This is a genomic window from Marinovum sp. (genome assembly GCF_034669705.1).
Classification (GTDB): Bacteria; Pseudomonadota; Alphaproteobacteria; order Rhodobacterales; family Rhodobacteraceae; genus Marinovum.
The window spans coordinates 1-19610 of record NZ_JAXMOR010000040.1; the positions used below are offsets into that span (position 1 = coordinate 1).

At 67.0% G+C, this 19610-nt stretch carries 25 protein-coding genes; 15 read left to right on the forward strand and 10 right to left on the reverse strand.

The genetic code is table 11. The annotated features are described in order from the left end of the window. Positions 1-2214, reverse strand: a 2214-nt coding sequence (locus tag VOI27_RS20245; protein WP_323767946.1) for a chromosome segregation SMC family protein, incomplete at its 3' end; no start/stop codon positions are given. Between the two features lie 152 nt (positions 2215-2366). Further along, positions 2367-2657: a hypothetical protein gene (locus tag VOI27_RS20250; RefSeq protein WP_323767948.1), complete on the reverse strand. Its 291-nt coding sequence runs from the start codon at positions 2655-2657 to the stop codon at positions 2367-2369. Between the two features lie 248 nt (positions 2658-2905). Here VOI27_RS20250 and VOI27_RS20255 point away from each other — a divergent pair, with 248 nt between their 5' ends. After that, on the forward strand, positions 2906-3679 hold the full coding sequence (locus VOI27_RS20255) for a FadR/GntR family transcriptional regulator (protein ID WP_323767950.1): 774 nt from the start codon (positions 2906-2908) through the stop codon (positions 3677-3679). 72 nt (positions 3680-3751) lie between these two features. Here the strand turns inward: VOI27_RS20255 and VOI27_RS20260 are convergent, their stop codons facing one another. From VOI27_RS20260 to VOI27_RS20280, 5 genes are all read right to left on the reverse strand, one after another. Further along, positions 3752-4309, reverse strand: coding sequence for a F0F1 ATP synthase subunit B (locus VOI27_RS20260; RefSeq protein ID WP_323767952.1), 558 nt, complete (start codon positions 4307-4309; stop codon positions 3752-3754). Positions 4310-4312: 3 nt separating this feature from the next. Continuing rightward, positions 4313-4858 (reverse strand): F0F1 ATP synthase subunit B', encoded by a 546-nt coding sequence (locus tag VOI27_RS20265; RefSeq protein ID WP_323767954.1) that lies wholly within the window; start codon positions 4856-4858, stop codon positions 4313-4315. An 84-nt stretch (positions 4859-4942) separates the two neighbouring features. Further along, positions 4943-5167 carry a F0F1 ATP synthase subunit C gene (locus tag VOI27_RS20270; protein WP_090027589.1) on the reverse strand — a complete coding sequence of 75 codons (225 nt, stop codon included), beginning with the start codon at positions 5165-5167 and terminating at the stop codon, positions 4943-4945. A 129-nt stretch (positions 5168-5296) separates the two neighbouring features. Further along, entirely contained in the window at positions 5297-6064 is a 768-nt protein-coding gene (locus tag VOI27_RS20275) for a F0F1 ATP synthase subunit A (protein ID WP_323767959.1), read from the reverse strand. Then, positions 6054-6395: an AtpZ/AtpI family protein gene (locus VOI27_RS20280; RefSeq protein ID WP_323767961.1), complete on the reverse strand. Its 342-nt coding sequence runs from the start codon at positions 6393-6395 to the stop codon at positions 6054-6056. Before VOI27_RS20280 ends, VOI27_RS20275 begins: the two co-directional genes overlap by 11 nt. Before the next feature lie 236 nt (positions 6396-6631). Between VOI27_RS20280 and VOI27_RS20285 the strand changes: the two genes are divergently transcribed. Continuing rightward, positions 6632-7021 carry a metalloregulator ArsR/SmtB family transcription factor gene (locus VOI27_RS20285; protein WP_323767963.1) on the forward strand — a complete coding sequence of 130 codons (390 nt, stop codon included), beginning with the start codon at positions 6632-6634 and terminating at the stop codon, positions 7019-7021. A gap of 1 nt (position 7022) precedes the next feature. Here VOI27_RS20285 and VOI27_RS20290 read toward each other — a convergent pair whose 3' ends face one another. Both VOI27_RS20290 and VOI27_RS20295 read right to left on the reverse strand, forming a co-directional pair. After that, on the reverse strand, positions 7023-7925 hold the full coding sequence (locus VOI27_RS20290; RefSeq protein ID WP_323767965.1) for a DMT family transporter: 903 nt from the start codon (positions 7923-7925) through the stop codon (positions 7023-7025). Beyond that, positions 7918-8814, reverse strand: coding sequence for a LysR family transcriptional regulator (locus VOI27_RS20295; protein WP_323767967.1), 897 nt, complete (start codon positions 8812-8814; stop codon positions 7918-7920). Before VOI27_RS20295 ends, VOI27_RS20290 begins: the two co-directional genes overlap by 8 nt. A gap of 117 nt (positions 8815-8931) precedes the next feature. On the opposite strand from VOI27_RS20295, the gene VOI27_RS20300 reads away from it, so the two are divergent. From VOI27_RS20300 to rimM, 7 genes are all read left to right on the forward strand, one after another. After that, on the forward strand, positions 8932-9480 hold the full coding sequence (locus tag VOI27_RS20300) for an FMN-dependent NADH-azoreductase (protein WP_323767969.1): 549 nt from the start codon (positions 8932-8934) through the stop codon (positions 9478-9480). 461 nt (positions 9481-9941) lie between these two features. After that, a complete protein-coding gene (gene ffh / locus VOI27_RS20305; protein ID WP_323767971.1) occupies positions 9942-11453 on the forward strand; it encodes a signal recognition particle protein in 1512 nt (503 codons plus the stop codon). Between the two features lie 3 nt (positions 11454-11456). Further along, the gene (locus VOI27_RS20310) at positions 11457-12008 is read left to right on the forward strand and encodes a GNAT family N-acetyltransferase (RefSeq protein ID WP_323767973.1); all 552 of its coding nucleotides are present in this window, start codon (positions 11457-11459) and stop codon (positions 12006-12008) included. A gap of 33 nt (positions 12009-12041) precedes the next feature. Beyond that, positions 12042-12338: a chorismate mutase gene (locus VOI27_RS20315; protein ID WP_323767975.1), complete on the forward strand. Its 297-nt coding sequence runs from the start codon at positions 12042-12044 to the stop codon at positions 12336-12338. A 50-nt stretch (positions 12339-12388) separates the two neighbouring features. Continuing rightward, positions 12389-12754, forward strand: a complete 366-nt coding sequence (gene rpsP, locus VOI27_RS20320) for a 30S ribosomal protein S16 (protein WP_323767977.1) — start codon at positions 12389-12391, stop codon at positions 12752-12754. Between the two features lie 17 nt (positions 12755-12771). Further along, positions 12772-13401 carry a 5,6-dimethylbenzimidazole synthase gene (gene bluB / locus VOI27_RS20325; protein ID WP_323767979.1) on the forward strand — a complete coding sequence of 210 codons (630 nt, stop codon included), beginning with the start codon at positions 12772-12774 and terminating at the stop codon, positions 13399-13401. A 154-nt stretch (positions 13402-13555) separates the two neighbouring features. Then, positions 13556-14086, forward strand: coding sequence for a ribosome maturation factor RimM (gene rimM / locus VOI27_RS20330; protein WP_323767981.1), 531 nt, complete (start codon positions 13556-13558; stop codon positions 14084-14086). On the opposite strand, the gene VOI27_RS20335 is transcribed toward rimM, so the two are convergent. Further along, positions 14083-14955: a hypothetical protein gene (locus VOI27_RS20335; protein ID WP_323767983.1), complete on the reverse strand. Its 873-nt coding sequence runs from the start codon at positions 14953-14955 to the stop codon at positions 14083-14085. The two genes, rimM and VOI27_RS20335, sit on opposite strands and share 4 nt — an antisense overlap. Before the next feature lie 81 nt (positions 14956-15036). On the opposite strand from VOI27_RS20335, the gene trmD reads away from it, so the two are divergent. The 6 genes from trmD (at position 15037) to VOI27_RS20365 (ending at position 19510) form a co-directional block, all read left to right on the forward strand. Then, positions 15037-15837, forward strand: a complete 801-nt coding sequence (gene trmD, locus VOI27_RS20340) for a tRNA (guanosine(37)-N1)-methyltransferase TrmD (protein ID WP_323767985.1) — start codon at positions 15037-15039, stop codon at positions 15835-15837. Between the two features lie 208 nt (positions 15838-16045). After that, positions 16046-16252: a cold-shock protein gene (locus tag VOI27_RS20345; RefSeq protein WP_323767987.1), complete on the forward strand. Its 207-nt coding sequence runs from the start codon at positions 16046-16048 to the stop codon at positions 16250-16252. Between the two features lie 344 nt (positions 16253-16596). Then, the gene (gene rplS / locus VOI27_RS20350; protein ID WP_323767989.1) at positions 16597-16983 is read left to right on the forward strand and encodes a 50S ribosomal protein L19; all 387 of its coding nucleotides are present in this window, start codon (positions 16597-16599) and stop codon (positions 16981-16983) included. A gap of 11 nt (positions 16984-16994) precedes the next feature. Then, on the forward strand, positions 16995-17216 hold the full coding sequence (rpmE, locus tag VOI27_RS20355; protein ID WP_048530142.1) for a 50S ribosomal protein L31: 222 nt from the start codon (positions 16995-16997) through the stop codon (positions 17214-17216). 100 nt (positions 17217-17316) lie between these two features. Further along, a complete protein-coding gene (locus VOI27_RS20360) occupies positions 17317-18525 on the forward strand; it encodes a multidrug effflux MFS transporter (RefSeq protein WP_323767992.1) in 1209 nt (402 codons plus the stop codon). Positions 18526-18724: 199 nt separating this feature from the next. Continuing rightward, complete coding sequence (locus VOI27_RS20365; protein WP_323767994.1) at positions 18725-19510, forward strand: division plane positioning ATPase MipZ; 786 nt, start codon at positions 18725-18727, stop codon at positions 19508-19510. Positions 19511-19610: the final 100 nt, after the last annotated feature.

Here is a 19610-nt window from a genome sequence, read left to right on the forward strand (position 1 = left end):
AGCTGCGCCGCGCTCGGCCTCGCGCAATTGCAGCGCGGCCGCACCGGCCTCTTCCTCGTGGCGCTGCACCGCGAGCCCGAGGCTCTCAAGGCGGCCCTCGGCAAGGTTCTTCTCGGCCTCGGCGCGGTTCATCGCGCGGCTGGCGTCGTTGAAGGCGCGGTCGGCCTCGCGCCGGGCCTCTCGGGCATCGCGATCGGCGCGGGTCAGGTCCGACAGGCGGGAGGTGAGCGCGTCATGCGCGGCGCGCGCCGCCTCCATCCGGGTGGTGGCATGTTCCAGCGCCTGCTTGAGTTCCTCGAGCCGGTTGAGCTGTTCCAGCCGCAGCGCCGCGGCCGTGGGCGCATCCTCGGCCCAGGCGCGAAACCCGTCCCACCGCCAGAGATCGCCCTCGAGACTGACCAACCTCTGGCCAGGTTGCAGCCGCGGCTGCAGGCGACTGCCGTCATCGGCGCCGACAAGACCGATCTGGCCCATGCGCCGCGACAGGACCTCCGGCACCGAGACATGCAGCGACAGCGGCGTCACCCCCTCCGGCAGCGCCGGCGGCAGGTCGTATTGCGGCAGGCTGGCCCAGCCCGAGGGGCCGTCGGCCTGCACTTCAGGGGCGCGCAGATCGTCGGCCAGGGCGGCGCCGAGCGCCTTTTCGAACCCCTGCTGGACCTGCAAGCGGTCCATGATCTGGCCGCCCTCGGCGGTGTCGCGCTCGAGCAGCTTGGCCAGCGCCGAGGCTTCGGCGCGCAGGGCATTGGCCTCGCCCTCGGCCTCGGAGCGTTCGCCGCGCGCCTCGGCCTCGCGCGATTGCGCCTCGGCGCGGGCCTCGTCTGCGGCGGTCAGCGCGTCATCGGCGCGCTGCGCCATACCCTTGGCGGCCTCTTCGGCGGCGCGGGCGGCGTCCTCGTCCTCGGCGGCCTGCGCCAGCCGGGCCTGCGACTCGTCGACAGCGGCGCGGGCCTTCTGCGCCTCGGCCTCGCTGCGGGCCTGACGCTTGCGGCTCTCGTCGAGCAGCCGCTGCGCCGACTGGTGGCGGGCGGCCAGACGGGCCACGTCCTCGGTCTGCCGGGTCAGGTCGCCCTCGCGCTCGGACAACACCGCGGCGGCCTCCTGCGCCATCTCGCTGGCCTCTTCCATAGCGGCATCATGGCCCTCTCCGGCGCGGGCCAGCTCCTCGGCCTCCCACTCCAACCGCTCGATGGTCTCGCCGGCATCGCGGTTCAGCCCGGCCTCACGCTCGAGGTCGCGAGCCAGCTGCGAGATGCGGTTCTCCAGCGTGGCGATCTTGTCGCGGGCGGCGCTCTCCTGATCGGCCAGAGTGTCGCGCTGCACCTGCAAACGCTGCAGCACGGCCGTCGCAATCGCCTCTTCCTCGCGCATCGGCGGCAGGGCGGCGTCGGCCTCCTGACGCGCGGTGGCGGACTGGCGTGCGGCGGTCTCGGCCTGTGCGGCGGTGGTGACCATGGCACGCAGCACCTCCTCGGCCCTGAGACGGGCCTCATCGGCCTCGCGCCAGCGGCGATAGAGCAATAACCCTTCGGCCTGGCGCAGGTCCTCTCCGATCGCCCGGTAGCGCGCCGCCTGTTTCGCCTGCCGCGCCAGCTGCGACAGCTGCGCCGCCAGCTGTTCGATCACGTCGTCGACCCGCAGCAGGTTGGCCTCGGTGTTCTTGAGCTTCAGTTCCGCCTCGTGGCGGCGCTGGTAGAGGCCGGAGATGCCCGCCGCCTCTTCGAGGATGCGGCGGCGGTTCTTGGGCTTGGCGTTGATCAGCTCGGAGATCTGCCCCTGACGCACCAGCGCCGGCGAATGCGCGCCGGTCGAGGCATCGGCAAACAGCATCTGCACGTCGCGCGCGCGCACGTCCTTGGCGTTGATCTTGTAGGCCGAGCCCACGTCGCGGGTGATCCGCCGGGTGATCTCCAGCGCGTCGGCGTCGTTGAAGCCGGCCGGCGCCAGACGGTCGGAATTGTCGAGATGCAGCGCCACCTCGGCGAAGTTGCGCGCCGGCCGCGACGAGGCGCCGGCGAAGATCACGTCTTCCATGCCGCCGCCGCGCATCGCCTTGGCACGGGTCTCGCCCATCACCCAGCGCAGCGCCTCGAGCAGGTTGGATTTGCCGCAGCCGTTCGGCCCCACCACGCCGGTCAGTCCGTCCTGAATCAACAGGTCGGTCGGGTCGACAAAGCTTTTGAAGCCTGTCAGACGCAGTTTGGAAAAGCGCAATGCTCTGGCCTCTCGATTGCCCGGGTTTGCCCCGGTGATTCCGATTTTCAGCCAGTGTGTGCCTTGGTGTTGTGGTCTGTCAACGCCCCGCCACAGGATGTGGGGATAAGCCGGCGGTTATCCACAGGATATCGGCTGAAATCAGCGCGTTGTCAGCCGCAGGAGAAGATGACGTCGCTGTCACCGTCGCGGTACGGCGCCGAGACGGTGCCGGTACAGACCATGCGGCTGCGCGGTTGCGGTGGCGGCGCCTGCCCGTCGCCGCAATCGAGGCCGGCCAGCAGCACCGACGGATCGCCCTGCAGCCAAACCACCGCGCAGCCGGTGGCGCGCGTGATGGCGCGGCCGCCAGTGCTGGCCACATCGCGCATCCTGACGCCGAGACGCGCGTTGGTGCGGATCGCCTCGGCATAACCATCGCGGGTCCGGATGTCGAACTGCATCCCGCGCTCTTCGACGCGCACAGGGGCCACGCCAAGATGACGCGGCCCCGGGCTGTTGCAGCCCATGCAAAGGATCAGAACAGGAAACAACGCAACGCGACCCATGCCCGAAGGCTACCCGCCGCACGGTTAACAAACCCTTACCCAAAGCCGAGCAAACCCGGCAGACAGGCGCAATGTCTCGGTCCCCTGCTTGCCCCTGCCCCACCGGTGGTCATATAAATTGACCAATTGCCACCGGAGCCCTCATGCCGTTTCAGCCCATCCAGACCGAAAAGCTCTCGACCGCAGTGACCCGCCAGATCGAGCAGCTCATCCTGCGCGGCATCCTGCGTCCCGGCGAGCGGCTGCCCTCGGAGCGCGAGCTCTCGGAGCGGCTTGGCGTCTCGCGGCCCTCGCTGCGCGAGGCGATTGCCGAGTTGCAGGACAAGGGGCTGTTGAGCAGCAAGGCCGGCGCGGGCATCTTCGTGGCCGATGTGCTGGGCTCGGCCTTCTCGCCGGCGCTGGTGCAGCTCTTTGCCACCCATGACGACGCGGTCTTTGACTACCTGTCGTTCCGCCGCGACATGGAAGGCCTCGCGGCCGAGCGCGCGGCGCGGCTGGGCTCTGACACCGATCTCAAGGTGATCCAGACGGTCTATGACAAGATGGTGGCGGCGCATGCCAAGCGCGACCCCTCTGACGAGGCGGCGCTCGATGCCGAGTTTCACCTGTCGATCATCGAGGCCAGCCACAACGTGATCATGCTGCACATGATGCGCTCGATGTACCAGTTGCTGCGCGAGGGGGTGTTCTACAACCGCCAGATCATGTTCCGCCAGCGGCTGACCCGCGAGATGCTGCTCGAGCAGCACCAGCGCATCAACACGGCGCTGCAGGCGCGCGAGGGCGCGGCGGCACGGGCGGCGATCGAGACCCATCTCGATTATGTCGAGACGGCGCTGCGAGACGACGCCAAGGCGGCGCGCAACGAGGCCATCGCCCGGCAACGCTACGAGCACGAACAGAGCCGCCGGCCCTGACCCCGGAACGGCAAAACGCCCGAAGCGCTGGGCTCCGGGCGGTGCAGTCTCTTGGCCAGTTGGAAGTGCGGCTCAGTGCAGCTTGGCTTCCACCGTGGTGATCGACTCGTCGATCAGTCGGTTGGCGTCTTCCTCGGTCATCTGCTTGGCGATCACCTCGCGCGCGGCGGCCACGGCCACCGTCACGGCACGGTCACGCACCTCCCTTACCGCGGCGGCACGGGCCGATGCGATCTGGTCCTCGGCACCGGCCAGGCGGCGGGCGATCGAGGCTTCGATGTCCTTCTTGGCGGCGTCACCGGCGACACGCGCCTCTTCCTTGGCGTGATCGACGATGCGCTGCGACTGGTCCTTCACCTCTTGCTGCTTGCGCTCGTAGGAGGCCAGCAGGGTCTGCGCTTCCTCGCGGATGGCGCGGGCTTCGTCGAGCTCGGAGCGGATGCCTTCGGCCCGCTTGTCGAGCATGCCTGCCAGCATCGAGGGCACCTTGAAGTAGATCAGGACCGCGATGAACAGCAGGAAGGCCAGCAACACGATGAAATCGGTGTTGTGCAGCGAGAAGAACGGGCCGGTGGCGGCCAGTGCCGGGCTTGCGGAGGCAATCAGCGCCACTGTCAGGAGTTTGCGCATGTCTTACCCTTTCGTCCGTTCGGCCACGGCCGCGTCGATGGCGGCATTGTCCGCACGGCCCCCCAGCGCGGTGACGAGCGCTTCCGCGGTGTCGCGGGCAACCTCTTTCACATTGTCGAGCGCGCTGGCGCGAATTTCGGCGATCGCCTCTTCCGATTCCGCGGTGCGGGCGGCGATCTCGGCGTCGGCCTTGTCGGTCGCAACCTTGAGATCGGCGGAGATTTCGGCCTTGGCTTCGGCGATGATGGTCTGTGCCTCGGCACGGGCATCCGCCAGCGCCTTGTCATAGGCCTGTTCGGCCTCACCGGCCTGACGCTTCAGCTCTTCGGCCTTGGCGAGGTCATTGGTGATGGTTCCCTGACGTTCCGCCAGAACCGCGGCGATGCGCGGCAGCGCGACGCGGGACAGGACGAAATAGATCACGGCCAGCGTGATCAGGAGCCAGAAGATCTGGTTGCCCCAGTGATCGAAGTTCAGCTGCGGCATGCCGGGAGCGGCTGCGGCGGCGTCAGCCCCGTCGACTGCGGCCTCTGTGGTTACTGTTGCCATGTCGTCCTCCTTGGGAAGTCCGGTTACCAGCGGCCGGGCGCATCAGCGCCCGACCGAGGCGTAAGGATCTGTCTTCCGCGAGGTTTAGACGGCGAACATCAGCAGCAGAGCGACCAGGAACGAGAAGATGCCCAGGGCTTCTGCAAAGGCGATGCCGATGAAGAGGGTCGCGGTCTGCGACGCGGCAGCGGAGGGGTTGCGCAGGGCGCCGGCAAGGAAGTTGCCTGCGACGTTGCCCACACCGATTGCGGCAGCGCCGGAACCGATAGCTGCGAGACCTGCGCCGATATGTGCGAGTTGACCTTCCATGGGGGTATCTCCTTACGATTGGAAGTTGGAATTCAGGGGTGTGTCGGGCCGGGGGTCATCCCCGACCGTGTTCGTTTGGCGGGGGTCAGCCCACCGGGATCGTAGGGTGGGTTTGCAACCCACCGCGGGTTAATGCGACGGATGCAGCGCGTCCTTGAGGTAGACGCATGTCAGGATGGTGAAGACATAGGCCTGGATGAAGGACACGAGGATTTCGAGACCGTACATCGCGGTGATGGCGATGATCGAGATCGGGCTCACGATGGCGATGGCGGCGAAGCCCGCGAAGACCTTGATCACCGCGTGGCCGGCCATCAGGTTGCCTGCCAGACGAATGGAGTGGCTGACCGGACGCACGAAGTAGGAAATCACCTCGATAATCGCCAGGATCGGGCGCAGCGCCAGCGGCGCCGAGGCGACCCAGAACAGGCCGAGAAACTTGGAGCCGTTCTTGACAAAGCCCACCACCGTGACGGTGACGAAGACCAAGAGCGCCAGCACCACGGTGACCGCGAAATGCGATGTGGTGGTGAAGGACATCGGAATCAGCCCGAGGAAGTTGGCGAAGACGATGAACATGAACAGCGTCATGATGTAGGGGAAGAAGGACAGCGCGTCCTTGCCGGCGACATCCTCGACCATCTTGTAGACGAAGCCATAGGCCAGCTCGCCGATCGACTGGGTTCGCGAAGGGATGATCGCGCGGCGCGAGGTGCCCAGCACCATCAGCGCCACCACCGCGAGAACCGCGAGGAACATCCACAGCGTCACGTTGGTGATGGTGAACATGCCCACCTCGGTGCCGCCGAACAGCGGCTCGACGATGAATTGGTCCATCGGGTGGAAAACCAGACCGCCCTCTTCCGCGCCGTGCGCGTCAGTCGCCTCAGTCGCCATTTTTGTCCCTCTCGTGCTCTCCGGCCGTTTCGGCCGATTGGTCCTTTGGCTGGAACTCCTTGGCCGTGCGCAGCATCGTCTGCACCCCGGCGGCGAAGCCCAGCAATGTAAACAGCACCAGAAAGATCGGCAGCGTGCCGAACAGGCTGTCGAGCCCGAATCCGATGCCAAAGCCGATCCCCAGACCGGCCACAAGCTCGATCACCATGCGCCAGCCCATGTTGGCCTGCGAATAATGCTCTTCCTGGTGGGGTTTGGCCTCCCCGCCCTTGAGCTTGGCGATGCGCTCGTCGAGCGCGTCCAGCCGCTTGCGATGCTCAAGGTCCGGCAAGCTGTCCCCCGTGGTAAATCCTTGCCGTTGTGCTAAGGCCGCAGGGGCCGCGAGTCAATATCCGGTGATCGGTGTTGAGGCCAATCTCAACTCATTGATGAAAAACGTTTTTTCTTACCCTCCTGTCAAGCTCGTCAAACCGTCGCAGGCCCCGGCCCGGCCAAACCCGCCCGATTGAGATATTCAACTGATCGGTTGATCTTGGATAGGCAGGTCCCTTGACCGGCCCCGGCGCAATGGCTACCCCGGCGGCTGTGACACCGACAGCCTCCCTTGACGCGGTCTTCGCCGCGCTTGCCGATCCCACCCGCCGCGCGATCCTGTCGATGCTGCTCGAGGATGACATGGCGGTGACCGATGTCGCCCATCCGTTTGACATGTCGCTCGCCGCGATCTCCAAGCATCTGGTGATCCTGACCCGCGCTGGCCTCGTCAGCCAGGAAAAGCGCGGCCGGGTGAAATGGTGCAAGCTGGAACCGGACGCGCTGCGCGCCGCCAGCGTCTGGATGCAGGGCTTTGGCCAGTTCGAGCCGGTCAACCTCGACGCCTTCGAGCGCTTTCTGGCCGCCGAACTGCCCGAGCGGCCCGAGCGGCCAGAACGGTCAGAGCGGCCCGACCGCGAGTAGCTCAGGCCGGATGCGGCTGGCGCTCGGGCTCTTGCCGCAGCAGGATCAGCAGCGCCAGCACCGTCAGCCCCACCCCCACCAGCACCAGCGGCAGCGGCGCGCCATGGCCAAGTGCCAGCTCCCACAGCAGCACCCAGGAGGGTGTCAAATAGGTATAGGCCATCACCTTGGAGGCCGGCAGCCGCAGCGAGGCGACCTGCAGCAGCATGAAGGTGGCGACCGTGGCAAAGACCGCAATGTAGCCCAGCGTGATCCAGACCAGCGCCGGCAGCGCCGCCCAGTCGGTGGCGGTCAGGTCGCGCCATCCATAGGCGGTCATCAGCAGCGTGCCGGCGATCAGGATGCCGGTGGTAAAGACCACCGGCGGCTCGCCCCGGTTGAGCCGGGCCAACAGCGGCGCATAGATCGCATGGAAGATGCAGCCGAGGAAATAGATCGCCTCGCCGCGGCCGATCTCGAACCTGAGAAACGCCGTCCAGCTGCCTTGGAAGATCACCCAGAGCGCCCCCGAGGCCCCTACTGACAGCCCCAGTGCGATGCGCGGCGTCAGGATCTGGCGCAGCAGCAGATAGCCGAAGCCCGCCGCCATGATCGGGATCAGGGTAAAGACCGCCGCCGCGCTGACCGGAGCGGCGGTCTTGAGCCCCTCGAACATCAGCACGAAATAAGTACCGAAGAAGCCCGCCAGCAGGAAATACCGCCACGGCGCGGCCAGGTGCGCGCGTCGGATCTGGCCAGAGGCCGAGGCCAGCACCCCGGTCAGCATTGCGGCCAGCAGGAACCGCGCCGCCTGCAGCGCTGCCGGCGCGATCTCGTTGGCCACCAGCCCGCCGAGCGAGAAGGACCCCGCCACCAGCGCCGAGAATGCAAGCATGGCCAAGTGGCCGCGGGTCGCCTCAGTCATGCAGCGCGCAGGTCTTTTCCCACTGCGTGGCGTGGGATTTCAGGTATTTCAGGAAGGCCTGCACCTTGGCGGCGCGATGCAGGTCGACATGGGTGACCAGCCAGAGCTGCGAGGCCCATTCGTCGCGCGGCGCCATGACCTGCACCAGGTCGGCATGGCGATGCGCCTCCCAGACCGGCACAAAGCCGATGCCGGCGCCAGCGACCACGGCTTCGGTATTGGCGCGCAGGTCGGTGCTGCGAAAGAAGCAGGCGCTTTCCGGCACCTGCTGGCGCAGCCAGCGGTACATCGGCGCGCGGCTGTTGAGGTCGTCATGGCAGACGATGCGGTGCTTGGCCAGGTCGGCGTCCTGCGCCGGCATGCCATGAGCCTCGATATAGGATTTCGCGGCATAGAGCGCGAAGGGATGGCGAAAGAACGGCTGCACCACGTTGTCGGGCTGCTCGGGCGCCGAGCCGGCGCGGATCGCCACATGCGCCTCGCCGTATTCCAGCCGGAACAGCCGGTCGCCGGTCAGGTAGCGCAGCACCACCTTGGGATAGTCGCGCTGGAACTCGGCCAGCACCGGCGCGAACATCCCCGCCATGCCGACCAGCGAGGTCACCACCAGCTCGCCCGAGACCCCCTCGCCGCGGCCCTTGATCCGGCCCTGCAGCTGGTTGAATTGGTCCTCGGTGGCCTGCGCCACCCGCAACAGGTCCTCGCCGGCCTCGGTCGGGGTATAGCCGCGGGCATGGCGCTGGAACAGCTTGGCGCCGAGCTGCGCCTCGAGCGCGTCGATATGGCGGATCACCGTGGCGTGGTGGACGCCCAGGGCCTCGGCGGCGCCGCTGACCGTGCCGTGCAATGCCACCTGAAAGGCGGTGCGCACCTCTCCCCAATTGTCCATCGACCGACCCCACCGGTTATTTCTGTGCGTGAACTCACAAGACCTGTTGATATGATGCAATTGAGTTCGCGGATGCAAGGGCCAAGTCTAGCGCAGATCAAACCCGGAGACACTCCCATGACCACCACGACACTCCTGCGCATCGACGCATCCGCCCGCAAGACCGCTTCGGCCACCCGTGTGCTGACCGAAAGCCTGACCGAAACCCTGGCACCGGCCCGCGTCATCACCCGCGACCTGGCCGACACGCCGCTGCCGCAGATCGACGAGACCTGGGTCGGTGCCAACTTTACGCCCGAAGCCGACCGCACCGAGGCGCAAAAGGCCCGCCTGGCGCAATCCGACGCGCTGGTGGCGGAATTGCAGGCGGCCGATACCATCGTGATAGGGCTGCCGGTCTACAACTTCGCCGTGCCCGCCGCGCTTAAGGCCTGGATCGACCTGATCGCCCGTGCCGGCGTAACCTTCCGCTACACCGCCGAGGGCCCCGAGGGGCTGCTCAGCGGCAAGAAGGTGATCGTGGCCTATGCCTCCGGCGGCACGCCGCTGGGGTCGGACTACGACTTCGCCTCGGGCTACCTGCGTCACATTCTGGGGTTCGTCGGGCTGACCGACGTGACCTTTGTGACCGAGGGCGCCGAACTGGCCGAGGCCGCCGCCGCCTGAGGCCGCCGGGCCGGGGTTTCGCCACGCCTGCGCGTGTCGACGGGCCGGGGGGCTGCGCCCCCCGGCCTTGTTTTGCGAGGGCCATGGGTCTTGATGTTCGGTGTGGCGGGCTTTGGTCCTCACATCAGGTTCGGGGGTGGCGTTGCCCGCGTGTCTGCGTGTCCGCGAAGAAGGGGGGCTTTGCCCCTCGGGCCTCCAGCCCTCCCCTCAAGACTATTTTCGGCGAGAGGAAGGCCGCAAGAAGCGCTGGATCAAGGGACCGCGCGGCCGCGCTTGACTCTCTTGCGGGTTTTGGCTACTCCCCGCGGCGATACCCGGAAGACTTGTGCCTTCCGGTCCCTTGGGCCCTGCCCGGGATCGCCTCCCACCAGCGCGCTGCGCCCGTGGGAGCGTTTGTGCTTTGAGCGGTCGGCCCTTATGTGAGCTGACAGAGGAACCAGATCGGGAGGCTGTAGAGCCGCATGTTCGAGAACCTGTCAGAACGCCTGTCCGGCGTCTTCGACCGCCTGACCAAACAGGGCGCGCTGAGCGCCGATGACGTCAAGACCGCCCTGCGCGAGGTGCGCGTGGCCCTGCTGGAAGCGGATGTCTCGCTGCCCGTCGCGCGGCAGTTCATCAAGGCGGTCGAGGAAAAGGCCACCGGCGCCTCGGTGACCAAATCGGTCACCCCCGGCCAGCAGGTCGTCAAGATTGTCCATGACGAGCTGATCGAGGTGCTGAAAGGCGAAGGCGAGCCCGGCACGCTGAAGATCGACAATGCCCCGGCCCCGATCCTGATGGTCGGCCTGCAGGGCTCGGGCAAGACGACCACCACCGGCAAGCTGGCCAAGCGGCTCAAGGATCGCGAGGGCAAGAAGGTGCTGATGGCCTCGCTCGACATCTATCGCCCGGCGGCGATGGACCAGCTGGCGGTTCTGGGCAAGCAGGTCGGTGTCGACACGCTCCCGATCGTCAAGGGCGAGAGCGCGGTGCAGATTGCCAAGCGGGCGAAACAGCAGGCGATGCTGGGCGGCTATGACGTCTACATGCTCGATACGGCCGGCCGGCTGCAGATCGACGAAGTCCTGATGAAAGAGGTCGAGGACGTCCGTGACGCCGTTCAGCCGCGCGAGACGCTGCTGGTGGTGGACGGGCTGACCGGTCAGGTCGCGGTGGAAGTCGCAGAAGAGTTCGACGGCAAGATCGGCATCTCCGGCGTGGTCCTCACACGGATGGACGGCGACGGCCGTGGCGGTGCGGCGCTCTCGATGCGCGCAGTGACCGGCAAGCCGATCAAGTTCGTCGGTCTGGGCGAGAAGATGGACGCGCTCGAGACCTTCGAGCCCGAGCGCATCGCCGGCCGCATCCTCGGCATGGGCGACATCGTGGCGCTGGTCGAGAAGGCGCAGGAAACGCTCGAGATCGAACAGGCCGAGCGCATGATGAAGCGCTTCCAGAAGGGTCAGTTTAACTTCAACGACCTGAAGATGCAGATGGAGCAGATGCTCAAGATGGGCGGCATGGAGGGCATGATGTCGATGATGCCCGGCATGGGCAAGATGGCCAAACAGGTCGAGGAGTCGGGCTTTGACGACAAGGTGATCCGCCAGCAGATCGCGCTGATCAACTCGATGACCAAGAAGGAGCGCGCCAATCCCAAGCTGATGCAGGCCAGCCGCAAGAAGCGCATCGCCAAGGGCGCCGGCATGGAGGTCTCTGACCTCAACAAGCTGATGAAGATGCAGCGCCAGATGGGCGACATGATGAAGAAGATGGGCAAGATGGGCAAAGGCGGCATGCTCAAGCAGGCGATGCGCGGCATGTTCGGCGGCAAGGGCGGCCTGCCGCCCGAGATGGCGCAGGGCATGGACCCGAAAGCGCTGGAAGCCGCGGCCAAGCAGATGGGCGCCAAGGGCGGTCTCGGCGGCCTCGGCGGCATGGGCGGCGGCGCGGCGCTGCCGCCGGGCCTCAGCGGCTTCGGCAAGAAGAAGTAAGTGATGCTCTCGCCCGTTTCCCTCCCCTGCCCCGGTGCCGACATCGCCGTGGCCGCACGCGCCACCCTGCCGGTGCTGGCGACCGCGCGGCTGATGCTGCGCGCGCCGGAGGTCGAGGATTTCGCGCTGTTCGAGCGGCTGTTCTCGCAGCCCTCGGCGAAATTTCTCGGCGTGGCCCCCGAAGTCGAGGCGATCTGGGCGCAGTTCACCAATTACGTCGCCGGCTGGCTGTTGCGCGGCGACGGCATGTTCACCGTTTGCCATGGCGGCGTGCCGGTGGGTTTTGTCTTTGCCGGGGTCGAGCCGGGCGACCGGGCGATCGAACTGGGGTTCTTTATCGCCCCCGAGGCGCAGCGCCGGGGCTTTGCTCTTGAGGCGGCCGAGGCCGCGCTGGGCCATCTGCGTGCGCTGGGCACCCGGGAGATCGTCAGCTACGTGGCGCCGGAAAACACCGCCAGCCAGGCGCTGGTGCAGAAGCTGGGCGGCGTTCAGACCGGCGCGCTCGAGGGTGCGCTGGTGTTTGCCTACACACCCGCGGCAGAGCTGCCGCAATGACCGATCCGCTGTTTCCGCCGAAAGGATACGCTCTTGTCTGACGCCGTCACCCGCGCCGCCGAGCTGCTCAAAGGCCACCGCGAAAGCATCGACCGGCTTGATGCGATCCTCGTCTATACTCTGGGCGAGCGGTTCAAGCACACCCAGGCCGTGGGCAAGCTCAAGGCTGAACACGACCTCCCGCCCTCCGACCCGGACCGCGAAGCGAAACAGATCGCGCGTCTGGAGGATTTGGCAGTCCAGGCCGATCTCGACCCGGAATTTGCCAAGAAGTTCCTGAACTTCATCATCGCTGAAGTCATTCAGCACCACAAAAGCCAGCAATCGTAGGGTGGGCAGTCTGCCCATCGCTGCCACACGCCATCAAAGGAGTTAACCCAATGGCCATCAAACTTCGTCTCGCCCGCGGCGGTTCCAAGAAACGCCCCTTCTACCGCATCGTCGTCGCCGACAGCCGCATGCCGCGCGACGGCCGCTACATCGAAAAGCTGGGCACCTACAACCCGCTGCTGCCGAAAGACAGCGAAGACCGCGTCAAGCTCGACATGGAGCGGGTGCAATACTGGCTGGGCCAGGGCGCGCAGACCACCGACCGGGTGTCGCGCTTCCTTGAAGCCGCCGGCGTCGTCGACAAGAAAGAGCGCGCCAACCTGAAGAAGGCCGAGCCGGGCAAGAAAGCCCAGGAACGCGCCGAGGAGAAAGCTGCCAAGGCAGCCGAAGCGGCCGAAGCCTCCACCGACGAATAAGCTCGGGGGCCGTCCGCATGACGTGCTTCCCGGAGACGTTCCGGACGCAATTGACCGATCTGATGCGGTGGCGGCGCGACGTACGCCGCTTCCGTCCCGATCCGGTGGACGAGGCACTGCTGCGGCAGTGCCTCGACGCGTTTCTGCTGGCCCCGTCGGTCGGGTTGAGCGAGCCCTGGCGGATCGTGCGGGTCAGAAGCGCCGCGGCGCGTCAGGCCGCGCAAGAGAATTTCGAGGCCTGCAATGCCGATGCGCTGGCCGGCTACGATGGCGAGAGGGCGAGGCTTTACAGCAGCCTGAAGCTCTCGGGCCTGCGCGAGGCGCCGGAGCAGATCGCGGTTTTCTGTGCCGAGGAGACCGCCAAGGGCGCGGGGCTCGGGGCGCGGACCATGCCGGAGACGCGGCGCTATTCCACCGTCGGCGCGATCACCCTGTTCTGGCTCGATGCACGCGCCCGCGGGCTTGGCGTCGGCTGGGTCTCGATCCTCGATCCGGCGCGACTGGCGCGGGACCTGGGGGTGCCGCAGGACTGGGCGCTGGTCGGCTATCTCTGCATCGGCTGGCCCGAGCAGGAGAGCGAAACGCCCGAGCTGGAAACCAGCGGATGGGAGCGCCGCCGCGGTGGCCTGCCCATGCGTGACGCCTGATGGGGGTGCATGTCTTTGCGATCTTCCGGCTGGTCCTGTTTTCGCTCGTGGCCTTTACGCTGGGTGTTCTTCACGAACGTGGCCAGGTCTATGACCGCTGTGCCATGGCGGGCGGTCGGGTGACCGACGCCGGAATTTGCAGGGAAAGATAAAGATGTCTGATCAGGTTTGCGTGGGCGCGATTGCCGGGGCCTTCGGGGTGCGCGGCGAGGTGCGGCTCAAGAGCTTTACCGCCGAGCCGGAAGCGGTTGCCGGCTACGGCCCGCTGAGCACCGAGGACGGCAGCCGCGCCTTCGAGGTGACGCTCGACCGGCCGATCAAGGGCGGGTTCGCGGCGCGGCTGTCCGGGGTGCTGACCAAGGAAGAGGCCGACGCCCTGCGCGGCGTTCAGCTGTTCGCCCCGCGCGACCGGCTGCCCGACCTGCCAGATGACGAATATTACCACGCCGACCTGATCGGGGTGGAAGTCTATGACACTGGCGGGGTGATGCTCGGCCGGGTCAAGGCGGTACACAACCACGGCGCCGACGATCTGCTCGAGGTGCATGGGCCGGGGCTGAAATCCACCGTGCTGCTGCCCTTCACCCTGGCCGCGGTACCGACGGTCGATCTCGGCGCCGGCCGGATCGTCGCCGACCCGCCGGAAGGGCTGTTTCCCGACACGCCCCAGACTGACAAACCTTAGCCCAGCCCGCCCCGCGCCCTCAGCGCGCCGAGATTGCGCAGCTGGCGGTCGCGCCGCGGCCCGCGCCGGGACGGGTCCGGCGGGATCGCCGCCCAGACCTTGAGCAGGCGGTGGCGGGTGTAGAACGCCGCGACCTCCGGCGTCAGGGCCGGGTAGGCCAAGGCAAAGGCGCTCTCCCAGGTCTCTGGCATCAGCCCTGCCGCGGATGGCAGGCCGGGGACGTGCAGCAGCAGATCGGCCCAAAGCTCGCCGATGTCGCGTTCGGCCGGGTGCCGGCGCAGGTTCTCGAAATCGATGCCGGTGACGCCGCCCGCGTGAAACACCAGGTTGGCGAGCGTCATGTCGCCATGCAGGCAGGCGCGCCTGACGCGCCGCCCCTGCAGTTGCTCGGCCTCCCGGTGCAGCGCCCCCAGCGCCGCCGAATAACCTTCGGCCTCGGCACAGACCAACCGCCGCGGCAGCCGCGCCAGCGCGCCCAACGGATCGAGACGCCCCTCGCCCGTCTCGCGCCCTGCGTGGAACACCCGCAGCCAGGCACCGGCGCCGGCGAGGATCGCTTCCGGTGCCACCCACTCCAGCGCCTGCCGGCCCGAGCGCCCGGGCACGAAGCCCAGCAGCAGCGCCCGGTGATTCTCGTCGAACCCCAGCAGCCGCTGTGCCGCCAGCCCCTTGCAGCCGCGGAAGATCCGGCCGGCCTGACGATGCGCCCGCACGATGCGGCGAAACCGCGCCAGATCGGACTGCGGAAAGCGCTTGAGCACCTCGTCCCCCAGCCGCCAGACATTCGGAGCCAGCGCCGCGCCGTCCGGTGGCGGGATGGCGGGGCGCAGGGCGGCCCAGGCAGAGAGCGGCAGGTCGGCGGGGATCATGGCGGCAGTGATGCGGGATTTGCCGCGGGGTGCAAGCCGCGGGGTCTTTGCAGGGCCAGATTGGCAGGCTAAGGAGCGCGCATGACACAGCCAAAGACCCCTCCGAGCAAATCGCATGGCCGCAAGGCCGTCAGAGCGACGCTGAAACCGCAGCCGCTGATGACCGACGCGCCAGACCTGCACGACGTCTGGCGTGCCAGCGTGATCACGCTGTTCCCCGAGATGTTCCCCGGGGTGCTGGGCGGCTCGCTCACCGGGCGGGCGCTGAAGGACGGCAAGTGGCAGCTCGACACCGTGCATCTGCGCGATTTCGGCGAGGGCAAGCATCGCAATGTCGATGACACCCCCGCCGGTGGCGGCGCCGGCATGGTGCTGCGCGCCGACATCATGGGCCGGGCCATCGAGCACGCCCTGCACAAGGGACCCGGTCCGCTGATCTATCTCAGCCCGCGCGGCCGCCGGTTTGACCAGGCGATGGCCAGAGGCCTCGCCGCCACCCCCGGCGCGATTTTCATCTGCGGCAGGTTCGAGGGGCTCGACCAGCGGGTGATCGACCACTACGGCATCACCGAGGTCTCGTTGGGCGATTTTGTCATGACCGGTGGCGAACTGGCGGCGCAGGCGATGATCGACGCCACCGTGCGATTGCTGCCCGGCGTTCTGGGCAATGAGGCCAGCGCCGAGGAAGAGAGCTTTTCCAACGGCTTGCTGGAACATCCGCAATATACCAAGCCGCCGGAATGGCAGGGCCACCGGATTCCCGACGTGCTGCTCTCGGGCCATCACGGCGAGATCGCCAAGTGGCGACAGGCGCAAGCCGAGGCAATCACTCGCGCCCGCCGCCCCGATCTCTGGGAGGCCTGGCAGACCGGGGACGACTGAGGTCACAGCGGTGCCGCGGACCGGGTGACGCGGCGTCGCGAGAATAACCATGGACAAGACGTCCGCATCCTGTCACAAGGGGCGGGCTACGTTTACCTCAGTCGATCCCCTGCTTTCCCTTTCCGGACCTCAGCGAACTCGATCTTGGCCAACCGTGCCACGCTGTTGCACTTCCGCGAACAGGTTGAAAATTATAGGAGATCTCACGATGGCCAATGGCACCGTGAAATGGTTCAACTCTACCAAAGGCTTCGGCTTCATCGCACCTGAATCGGGCGGCAAGGACATCTTCGTCCATATCTCCGCGATCGAACGTGCGGGCCTGACCACGCTCAATGACGACCAGAAAGTGACTTTCGACGTCGAATCCGGCCGTGACGGCCGCGAAAGCGCGTCGAACATCCAGCTCGCCTGAGCTGCCTCACAGGTTTTGGAACAGGGCGCCCCGGTGGCGCCCTTTTTCGTGTCCGCCCCCTGCCCCGGCGCGGCCTTTCACGCCTGACGGCGGCGGCGTTTTTGCTTGAAATGCGGGGCGTTCTCTGATTTATCCCGCGCATCCCGCGCCGCGCCGGCTCCTGATCGATTCCCGTCTGCTTCTGACGGGGCTGACAGGCGCCGCTTTGGCAAGGCGCGGAGGCGACGACAGCAAAGCCGACCTGATCTCTGGCGGGCGCGACATGCGGACCCGGAAGAAGACCGAGAGCTCTGAGGCCGACCACCTTCACGGGCAAAACCGTGAGCGACATAGGAGTGGATCAGATGAACCTGATCGCAGAACTCGAGGCGGAACAGATCGCCTCGCTCGGGAAGGAGATTCCCGATTTCAAGGCCGGCGACACCATTCGCGTCGGCTACAAGGTGACCGAGGGCACGCGCACCCGGGTGCAGAACTACGAAGGTGTGTGCATCAGCCGCAAGAACGGCGTGGGCATTGCCGGTTCGTTCACCGTCCGCAAGATTTCCTTTGGCGAAGGCGTGGAACGTGTGTTCCCGCTGTTCTCGACCAATATCGACAGCATCACCGTGGTGCGCCGTGGCCGTGTCCGCCGCGCCAAGCTGTACTACCTGCGCTCGCGCCGTGGCAAATCGGCCCGGATCGCCGAGGACGCAAACTACAAGCCCAAGTCTTCGGGCGCCGAAGCGTAAGGAGTGGCGAGATGAAGAAAGATACCCATCCCGATTACCACGTCATCGACGTCAAGATGACCGATGGTACCGTCGTCCAGATGCGCACCACCTGGGGCAAGGAAGGCGACACCATGACGCTGGACATCGATCCCAGCGCGCACCCGGCCTGGACCGGCGGCAACACCCGCCTGATGGACCAAGGTGGCCGCGTCTCGAAGTTCAAAAAGAAATACGAGGGCCTCGGGTTCTAAACACCCGCGCATTCCACGCGTTTTTCGTGGCTGCCCCCGGAACCTCCGCGGGCAGCCATTTTCTTTTGTGCCTGCCGTTTTTCGTGAAAGTGAGTTTCTCATGCCGACCCTGTCTCTCTCTCCCGCGCGCAGCTTCTGGCGCGAAGGCCTGATCCTTGGCGCGCTGGTCGTGCCCGGCCCCTTCGCGGTGGACATGTTCCTGCCGGCGATGCCCGACATCACCCGCGATCTCGGAGCCTCGGTGGCCGCGACACAGGCGACGCTGACCGCCTATTTCATCGCTTTCGGCCTGGCACAGATGATCTACGGCCCGTGGTCGGATGCCGCCGGGCGCAAGCCGCCGGTCTATGCCGGGCTCGGCGTCTTCCTGCTGGGCACGCTGGCCTGCGCGCTGGCGCCCTCGATCGGCGTGCTGATCGCCGCGCGGGTGGTGCAGGCGGTGGGCGCGGCGGTGCTGATGGTGGTGCCCCGCGCGATCATCCGCGACCGCCACACCGGCGAGGCCGCGACCCGGATGATGGCGATGATCATGCTGGTGATGTCGGTCTCGCCGATGCTGGCGCCGCTCGCCGGCAGCCTGATCATGGGCGTCGGCAGCTGGCGGATGATCTTCGGCGTGCTGGCGGCGGCCGGTGCATTGGCGCTGGTTCTGAGCCTGCGCGCCCTGCCGGAGACCCTGGCGCCGGCGGATCGCCAGCCGGTGCACTTCGCCTCGATGCGGGCGGGCCTTGCCACGCTCACGCGTGATCCGGTGTTCATGGGGCTGACGCTGGTCGGCGGCTTCGGCATGGCGAGCTTCTTCGTCTATCTGGCGATGTCGCCCTTCGTCTTTACCGGTGCCTACGGCCTCAGCCCGCAGCAGTTCAGCCTGGCTTTCGCGATCAACGCCATGGGCTTCATCGCCGCCTCGCAATTCGCCGCCACGCTGGGCGCGCGCTTCGGTGCGGCACGGGTGGTGATCTGGGCTACCTTTGGCTTCGCCGGCTGTGCCACGGTGCTCGGGCTCTGGGCCTTTCTTGACGGCATGCCGCTTCTGGGGCTGATCCTCGGGCTGGCTCTGTCCAATGCCTGCCTCGGGCTGGTGGTGCCGACCTCGATGGTGCTGGCGCTCGATCCGCACGGGCCGATTGCCGGGCTCGCGTCGTCTTATGGCGGCACGCTGCAGATGGTGGTCGGCGGCGTGATGATCGGTCTGACCGGGCTGGTGTTCGACGGCACACCGGAGCGGCTGATCCTTGCCATCCTGATCTGCGCGGCGCTGGCGGTGCTGACGGTGCTGGTGACCCGCGGCGGGCGGGCGCGCGGTTGAGGCATTGGGATCGGCGCGCCGGGCGCGCCGATCGGGGGGCTCTGCCCCCCACAGGCCTGCGGCCTTCCCCCCGAGGGTATTTCTGAACAGAAGAAGACCGGGGCCGCGAAATCCGCCGCGCGCCTCTTGTACGTGACCCGGGTTGATGGGAATAAGCGGCCCATCACAAGAGCAGGTGTCAGGGCAGAGAGGCGACCCCATGGCGCACAAGATCGTTGTCGGCAATGAAAAGGGCGGCGCGGGGAAATCCACCGTGTCGATGCATGTGGCCACCGCGCTGGCGCGGATCGGGCACAGCGTCGGCGTGGTCGATCTCGACCTGCGGCAGAAGACCTTTGGCCGCTACATGCACAACCGGGTGAGCCACATGGCCGCCGCCGGGCTGGAGCTGCCGACGCCGCTCTATCACGACGTGCCGGCCACCGAGGGCGAGGAAGAGGCCAAGATCCACGGCGCCCTCGAGGCGCTGGAGCCGGTCTGCGAATTCGTGCTCATCGACTGCCCGGGCTCGCACACGCGGCTGAGCCAGCTGGCGCATTCGCTGGCCGATACGCTGATCACCCCGCTCAACGACAGTTTTGTCGATTTCGACCTGCTGGCCCATGTCGACACCGAGGGCGACAAGATCCTCGGCCCGTCGGTCTATTCCGAGATGGTCTGGCGGGCCCGGCAGGAGCGGGCGGTGGCCGGCGGCAAGCCGATCGACTGGGTGGTGCTGCGAAACCGCGTCGGCGCGCAGCAGATGGTCAACAAGCAGAAGATGGTGCAGGCGGTCGACAAGCTGTCGAAGCGGATCGGCTTTCGCGTCGCGCCGGGGTTTTCCGAGCGGGTGGTCTTTCGCGAGCTGTTTCCCCGGGGTCTGACCCTGCTCGACCTCAAGGATGCCGGTGTTCGGCAGCTGAACATGTCGAACATCGCCGCCCGGCAGGAGCTGCGCGAGCTGATCAAATCGCTGAACCTGCCGGGGGTCACGGTCACCTTCTGAGCGCGGCGCGCGGCTCACGTCACGGTGAGGCCGGCAGCCACGGGGTTCTTTCGACGGGCCCGTGCGGGCAAGCTCTGGCGGAGAGACCCCGCTGAGAGGC